The organism is Microcoleus sp. D2_18a_B4 (assembly GCF_036702475.1).
GTDB lineage: Bacteria > Cyanobacteriota > Cyanobacteriia > Cyanobacteriales > Microcoleaceae > Microcoleus.
This window is the reverse complement of the sequence record NZ_JAUBTL010000098.1, coordinates 10,747-18,447: the sequence shown is the minus strand read 5'-3', so window position 1 is coordinate 18,447 and position 7,701 is coordinate 10,747. Positions and strand designations below refer to the sequence as shown.

At 48.5% G+C, this 7,701-nt stretch carries 5 protein-coding genes; 2 read left to right on the top strand and 3 right to left on the bottom strand.

Annotated features, from left to right (window positions below):
* Positions 1-302 precede the first annotated feature (302 nt).
* Together QUB04_RS31130 and QUB04_RS31125 are read left to right on the top strand one after the other, a co-directional pair.
* Positions 303-2,342, top strand: coding sequence for an acylase (locus tag QUB04_RS31130; protein WP_333290539.1), 2,040 nt, complete (start codon positions 303-305; stop codon positions 2,340-2,342).
* Positions 2,288-2,575 carry a hypothetical protein gene (locus tag QUB04_RS31125; protein WP_333290538.1) on the top strand — a complete coding sequence of 96 codons (288 nt, stop codon included), beginning with the start codon at positions 2,288-2,290 and terminating at the stop codon, positions 2,573-2,575. Before QUB04_RS31130 ends, QUB04_RS31125 begins: the two co-directional genes overlap by 55 nt.
* A gap of 27 nt (positions 2,576-2,602) precedes the next feature.
* Here QUB04_RS31125 and QUB04_RS31120 read toward each other — a convergent pair whose 3' ends face one another.
* From QUB04_RS31120 to QUB04_RS31110, 3 genes are all read right to left on the bottom strand, one after another.
* On the bottom strand, positions 2,603-3,865 hold the full coding sequence (locus QUB04_RS31120) for an MFS transporter (protein WP_333290537.1): 1,263 nt from the start codon (positions 3,863-3,865) through the stop codon (positions 2,603-2,605).
* Positions 3,866-4,082: 217 nt separating this feature from the next.
* Positions 4,083-5,228: a PepSY-associated TM helix domain-containing protein gene (locus QUB04_RS31115; protein ID WP_333290536.1), complete on the bottom strand. Its 1,146-nt coding sequence runs from the start codon at positions 5,226-5,228 to the stop codon at positions 4,083-4,085.
* 295 nt (positions 5,229-5,523) lie between these two features.
* Positions 5,524-7,701: TonB-dependent receptor (locus QUB04_RS31110; protein ID WP_333290535.1), on the bottom strand; the 2,178-nt coding region annotated here is incomplete at its 5' end.

Here is a 7,701-nt window from a genome sequence, read left to right as displayed (position 1 = left end):
ATTTGTAAAAACACTTCTTCTGGCTCCTTCCTTCTTCCTTCTTCCTCTTTTCTCCTGACTCCTGACTCCTGACTCCTGACTCCTAACTCCAATTTCTAGCTTGGCTGCTTTCATTGAGATGCTCCCACGGATTTGGTATAAATTTTTCCCTTGTTCTCCATAAAAGGGGTTTAAATCCTCGGCGTTTTGTTCGTGCAGTTTGTTAAAAAGGCGGCAATTTCTCAGTTTAACCAACCCTAGCCAATTAATTTCCAGTGTTTCTACAACTAAAAAAACAAGGCCGGCGGATTGTCTCGTTATTAATGAGTTTTATTTTAGTTTTGCTTCTCAATAATGGGGTTCAATCCTTGCCTCAAACCGACACTCAAATTCTTTGGGATACCTATGGAATTCCACATATTTACGGAGAAAATAGTAAAAGCCTTTTCTACGCTTTTGGGTGGGCGCAGATGCAAAGTCACGGTAATCTGATTTTGCGTCTTTACGGGCAAGCTCGCGGGCAAGCTGCGGAATTTTGGGGCGAAGATTATCTGGAATCCGATCGCTGGGTGCAAACTATGGGAATTCCTAATCGCGCAAATGCCTGGTATGAATCACAAAATCCCATTTTTCGCAACTATCTCGATGCTTTTGTTGGCGGAATGAATGCCTATGCAAAAGAACACCCAGAGGCGCTCACCGAAGAATTAAAAGTAGCATTGCCCCTCAAACCCGTAGATGTATTGGCACACGCGCAACGCGTCATCAATTTTACTTTTATAGTCGAGCCAGATAGCGTTGAAGATATCGCTGAAAATGATACCCCCAAAGGCTCTAATGGTTGGGCGATCGCTCCTTCCCATTCTCAAAGCGGCAATGCCATGCTATTGGCAAATCCTCACCTTCCTTGGTCGGATTTATATTTATGGTACGAAGCGCAACTGGTTGGCCCAGAAATTAACGCTTACGGAGCGACTCTCGTCGGATTTCCTGTATTAACGATCGCCTTTAATGACAACTTGGGATGGACTCATACTGTCAACACTCACGATGGCTGGGATGCCTACGAATTGCCCCTCGCTAACGATGGCTATCGCTTTGATGGCGAAGTCCGACAATTTGACAGGGAAGAGAAGGTTTTAAAAGTCAAAGAAAAGAATGGGAATTTGCGATCGGAATCTCTAGTAGTGCGACGTTCTGTTCACGGGCCGATTCTCACAGAAAAACAGGGCAAAGCGATCGCCCTGCGCGTTGTCGGACTCGATAAACCAGCAGCCCTTGAGCAGTGGTGGGATATGGCACGCTCAAAGAATTTTTCTGAATTTGAAGCCGCTTTAAAGCGCTTGGAAATTCCCATGTTTACCGTCATGTATGCCGATCGTCAGGGGCATATCATGCACTTGTTTAACGGTCAAGTCCCTATACGCAAAAACGGAGATTTTAAATACTGGTCAGGCACGATCCCAGGCAATACATCAGAGACTTTGTGGAGCAAAAATCATCCCTATGCGGATTTGCCGCGCGTTGTCGATCCGCCCAGCGGTTGGTTGCAAAATACCAACGATCCGCCTTGGACAACGACGTTTCCCAGCGCGATCGCACCGGATAAATATCCCGCCTACATGGCACCGCGCGGCCCGATGGATTTGCGATCGCAGCGATCGGCAAAAATGCTCTTAGAAGATGAAAAAATCTCTTTCGATGAATTGATGCAATACAAACATTCCACTCAGGTAGAACTCGCCGATCGCCTCCTCGATGATTTAATTCCCGTCGCACGCCAAGGCAGTGAAAAAGCGCGCCGCGCTGCAGAAGTTCTCGCCACTTGGGATCGCAAAGTCGATGCGGACAGTCGCGGTGCGGTGCTATTTGCCTTTTGGAAACAAGCGATGGATGACGATAAGTTATTCGCCAAACCTTGGAGCGAAGATGCGCCGCTAACGACGCCAGACGGGTTGGCAAATCCTGCAGAGGCGGTGCGGGTGCTGGAAGCGACAGCAACCAAAGTTGAGGTAACTTATGGCGCGTTAGATGTGGCATGGGGGGAAGTCTTCCGATTGCCTGGGGAGGCGAATCTGCCTGCAAATGGAGCTGACGGTGATTTGGGTGTATTTCGCTCAGTCTGGTTCGCTCCGGGGAAAGACGATCGCTTTCAAGCGGTTGCCGGCGATTCTTTTGTCGCTGCGATTGAGTTCTCGAATCCCGTGAAAGCGATGGCGCTAAATAGTTACGGCAACGCCACTCAACCTGGTTCGCCCCACGCAGGCGATCAGTCGCAGCTCTTTGCTCGCAAGGAATTGCGCCCTGTATGGCGATCGCGATCGGAAATAGAAGCTCACCTGAGTTCGCGCCAGAAACTATAGCAGAAGGAAGAAGGAAGAAGGAAGAAGGAAGAAGGAAGAAGGAAGAGGGAAGAAGGAAGAAGGAAGAAGGAAGAAGGAAGAAGGTAGAAGGTAGAAGGAAGAAGGAAGAGGGAAGAAGGAAGAGGGAAGAAGACTTCTGTGCGCCGTTTCCCCTTGATATCAAATGCGGTAGTATCCGAATTATTCCTCTCTGTATTCTCTCCCTCTGCGTTCTCTGCGCCCTCTGCGGTTAAATCATTCCGATGCAACCGGAAACGATATTAGCCCTCGCGCAGCAGCCGACAAGCATACCCACCGACGGCAACGAGCAATAAGCCCAGCGAGGAGATAGCGTATAACAAAGCCATCCCAGCACCGGCACCAGTCCCCAGAATTGGGCCAAAAATAGCTGCTAAAAAACCGGACGGTTGCATGGCGGGTTCAAAGACGCGATCGGCAAGTGGCCCTGCGATCAATAAACCGATCGCAGACGCCAATTGCACGATAACTGCTCTGGTAGCAAAAACACGCCCCTGTACTTCTGGTGCGACTTTCGCCAACCATATCGCCTCGTTGGAACTGCCGAGGATGGGGAAATTGAAAGACGAACAAAATTGAGCGGGAATCCAGATGGAAAGCGCCTGGCCGAAACCAAAGACTATTTTACTCAAGCCCGCGCCTGCCATGCCGAGGAGAAAGCCCCGGATTCGGCGTCTGGGACCGCCCCAAATACTGACGATCGATGCTCCTAAAACGCCACCTGCGCCGGCGGCTGAAAGGATAGTACCGAGGATTCTGGCATTGTTGCCGGTGCGTGCCAGAATCATCGGTGAGTAGAGGGCCGCGCCGATGTCGTGAGCAAACCAGAATAGCGAAACCGACAGCAGCAAGGCAAGCAGGCTGGGACGCTCGACGATGTAGCGGAATCCGAAGCTGAGTTCTTGCAATAGGTGAAAGCGAGTCGGCTGGGGATTGGAGGCGATCGCGGGCTGTGGTATTTTGACAGATACTAGGGTGGCGATCGCGATTGTAAAAGTTGCCAGGTCGATCGTAAAAATCCCGCCGGGCCCTATCACCGAATAGAGAATCCCCGCCAGCGTCGGAGCAATAATACTCGCACCGTAACTTGCCAAAAAACTTAAACTGCTAGCGCGGCTGTAATGCTTTTCTGGCATCATTGTGGCGATCGCTGCTGAGTAAGCTAACTGCTGAATTTGGTCAAAAACTCCGTTAACCGCAGCCGCTACATATATATGCCATATTTGCAGGTTTTGGCTGATATAAAGTAATAGGATAGTGAGCGTTAACAAAGCTGAAACCGCATCACCGATCGCCATCAAAAATTTTCGATTCCAGCGATCGACGAGAATGCCAGCAACCGGAGCGAGCAAGATGCGCGGCAATTGAGTAAAAAACATCAACAAAGCCAAAGCCGTCGCTTGACTGGTGGACTCCCAAATCCAAATAGTCAGCGCAAACGCGGACATAGCGCTGCCAATCATCGAAGCAGTTTGTCCGAGCCAGATTTGAATAAATTTTTGCATGAAATAGGCGATTGATAGAATTTAAAATTCAGAGGATAGGGGTTTTTAGTCAGGAGAATGATATCAAATCCGTTAGCATCGGAATAGTAAATTCGAGTTCACTGTTGACTGTTCACTGTCAACCGTCAACAGTCAACAGTCAACAGTCAACAGTCAACATCATAAGGAGTGTAACCGGAGATGATATGCACCCGCATAAAATCCCACGCCGCTCTCATTAAAACCAAGGCCATTGCTGGCTAAGTGGAGATAATTTTTCATATTGCTGTCTCGCCTGATTGCGGTAAAATTTCGCCAAATGCCGCTGTCGCCACATCAGTACACCCGTAACAAACAGTACAAACGCTGCTAATCCTGCGATCGCGTGTGCCAGCCGCAAGTAAATTCCGCCATAGCTGCCAATATGTAGCGGATAAAGCGAGTTGAGAATTCGATTTGCTACAGAAGCTGAATTTACACTGTTAGCCTGCAATATTTTGCCACTGTATTGGTCGAGATAAATGGTGCTAATCCCGTTTGGGTGCGACTCGTTGGGAAATTTTTTCCGTACTTTAAAAATAGCTTCAGGCGTCAAAGGCAGAGAAATAAAAGTGGTTTTAGCTTCCGGCCAAACGCTATTAACTTGGTGTAATATTTCGTCAAGGTTTTGACGGGAACTGCTAGAGTGGGGATGAGAAGTCAATGCGGGCTGTGGCTTTTCATTCGTTAGCCAATACAGAGTCGATTCAACCGGCGCGTAAAAAATTATCGCTGTCCCTGTAGCGGAGATGAGTATGAGAAAAGCGACCGATACAATGCCAGAAACGTTATGTAAATCAAATACAGTACGCTGCCAGTGAGCTTTCCAATTAATAGAAAATCCGCGAGCCAAATTGCGCCAACCAGTCCACAATACCAAGCCAGTAAAAGTTAGTCCTAGCATTACTAGACCGCAAATACCTACAACAAGATGACCGAATTCTCCTGCCGCTAATTCCGCGTGTAACGTAAAAATAAAACCTGTAAAACTTTCTTTCCAAAGGCGCGCACCCTTAATTTTTCCACTGTAAGGATTGACATAAACGCTAACTATTTCCTCGCTCTTTGACAGCATTGAAACTTTGCAAACATCCTTCGCTTCTCGTGGCAGCAAGATACTAAGAGCTTGATTTTGGGGATAAGCTTTTTCGACAATATGCAGGACATTTTCCAGCGGTATCCGTTCGCCTTGAGGAATAACTTGCAGGAGTTGGGGATTGAAGAACCGATCGATTTCTGGACTAAAAACCAGCAAGCTGCCCGTTAAAGCAATTACTGCTAGAAATATTCCTACTACCAACCCCAAATACAAGTGCAGTTTGAATGCGAGTTTGCGGAAATTCATCTCGAAATTTTCCTCGAAGCCGTTATTTGTAGGGGTCGTGCCCCCGTGCCGACCCCTCCCCACTAAGTATTTCAGGGATTGGGGCAGCCACTCTTTGCTGCCCCTACAAGAGAATGAAACAGCCCTGCCTTAGCAAGGGGGTAGATTTCTAACTAGCAACAAGGGTCTCTCTGAGGGAGAGCCACCCTTGTTATCATTACTAGAAAAAACACCTGATAGCGAGAGTTAAGGGGCCAGCGCTTTCCTCGCAAGTCCCTACTTTTTCATCAGTAGGAAATCCACAGCCGATAAATAATTACCAGTTAAGGCGGTAATTAACACTGAGAGTCAAACCTCTCCCTGCATAATTAGAGCTGTCCAATCCAAATCCAGCGGAGTATTGGGAGATCACGGGAAAATATTGATTATTCAATAAATTCTCGACTTTGACTTGTAGCAGCCCCGATCCAATTTTAACCGCGCTGACGTAATCCAGTGTGAGATAGCTGCTAATCGGGCCGCCATCCGAGCCGTCTTTGAAGGCTTGATCGCGATTTCCAGAATATAATAACTGTAACCGATTGTTCCATCCCGGCAAAGTTTCGTTTTGAACATAAGCTGTTAGCTTGAGCGGTGGAATTCGGCTGCTATCGAGGGCGATGTAACGGTTTTCCTCCTCATATTTGCCTTGAATATAAGTAGCAGTCCCGCCGATAGACCATGTTCGTCCAGGTTGCCAATCCACAGTTCCTTCTAAGCCGTAAATGCGTTCTGGGGCGCGCTGTAGTTCCAGGCGGCCTGTGTTGCCAACTGGTTCAAAACGGACTCCTAGATCCGAGGTATTGTAAAAAGCGGCAAGCGACATTTGCACGGATTGCCACCCTCCTCGAATGCCAATTTCGTAGCTGTTGACTTTTTGCGGTTGAGTTACTTCTAACGAAGATTCAATTCCGACAAAATCATCGGGGGGTTGGCGGAGGATGCGGCCGAAATCTGGAACTGAGAAACCTTGAGAAAAGTTGCCAAATATGTTGAAGGTGTCATTAATTTTATAGACAGCCCCTGTATTAAATAGGGTGGCGTTAAATTTGCGATCGCCTCCTTCGATCTGGCGCTCATTAAAAGTCGTATAATCATTGACGTTTAACCCGAGGCGTTCGTGACGTATCCCACCACTTAAAATGACGATATCGTCAATATTCCATTCCATTTGACCGAAAAAGCCAAGGCTGTTGAAAGTGTAAGGAGGGACGAAAGGACGCTCGGAGATTTTCCGGTAAACCCGGCGGCCACTTGCGTCAAATCTCTCCGGGTCGTACAGGTCGAAACGCTGTCTGCTATCTTCAGTAATATAGTCAGAACCCCAAGTTAATCGAAGATTTTCGGCACGGGATAAAGGAGTGGTGATCGCCAGTCTACCTCCTATCTGTTCGTTCTCGGCTCGCGAACGAGTAACACCGACAAACGGCCCAAAGAAGTCGGACGTGCGGTAATCTAAAGGAACACCTACATTGGAATTCGTTCGATAGTAGATTTGACTTTGAAGGCTGCTGCCAAAAAGGTTTTGGTTGGTGTAACTTAGGTTGAGCTGTGTACTTTTATTTCCCGGTGTTTCCCCGTCAATATCCAAATCTCCGGTTCGGATGGCGCGGGCTTTTTGCCGTCCTTCCTGGTCGTCAACACTAAAGTCTTGAATTACATTGGGATCTTGGGTTTCCCGATAGTGATTGACCGTTAGTTGCAGCCGCTGGTTGGTGTCCAAATCTACCCCGACTTTGCCCATGACGTTGAAGAGCGTGCTGCTATCTCCGCCGATTTCAAACAAGGGAATACGATCGCCTTTGGCATCGTAAAAAGCTCCACTTCTAGAGAGCGAGACAGTGCCGGTCATATCGAAATTGCCACTTCGGCCAGAAATCGTCTGCTGAGCGTTAAAGCCTAAAGCATCTCTTGTGTTTGTTAAAGGGCTACTGACGCCCACTTCAGTAACAGCAGTTAGCCTTTCCTCAGTTGGGCGACGAGTAATAATATTAATCACGCCACCTGTAGCCTGAGCGCCGTAGATTGCGGTAGACCCCCGCACTACTTCAACACGCTCGATCGCGCTGGGATCGATGTTTCTGAATTCTCTGCCAAAAGATTGAAGATTGGTCGTTTGTGGCACGCCGTCAATCAGAACGGAAACGTCGCGACCCCGCAAAGTTTGTCCATAAGTGGTCGTAGTTTGAGTCGGGGGCGCAAAACCGGGAACCTGATTTGCCAGAGCTTCCCCGACATTTCTCGATGGCCCTGTGTCCCGCTGAATTTCTTCTGAGTCTACCACCGTTATAGAGCGTGGCACGTTCGTCACTCTTTGTGAGGTTCGTGTTGCAGTGACGACGATTTCAATCGGGGCTCTCCCCGGCTGTGGCGTGCCAGGTGGCTGCGCTGTCGGCGGCAAGGGTTCTCCGGGTGTCCCCGGTGGCTGCGCTGTCGGCGGCAAGGGTTCTCCGGG

Excerpts from the sequence above, each read along its gene's own strand:
- QUB04_RS31115 (WP_333290536.1), bottom strand. The coding sequence starts at position 5,228 with ATGAATTTCCGCAAACTCGCATTCAAACTGCACTTGTATTTGGGGTTG.
- QUB04_RS31125 (WP_333290538.1), top strand. The coding sequence starts at position 2,288 with ATGGCGATCGCGATCGGAAATAGAAGCTCACCTGAGTTCGCGCCAGAA.
- QUB04_RS31120 (WP_333290537.1), bottom strand. The coding sequence starts at position 3,865 with ATGCAAAAATTTATTCAAATCTGGCTCGGACAAACTGCTTCGATGATT.
- QUB04_RS31130 (WP_333290539.1), top strand. The coding sequence starts at position 303 with ATGAGTTTTATTTTAGTTTTGCTTCTCAATAATGGGGTTCAATCCTTG.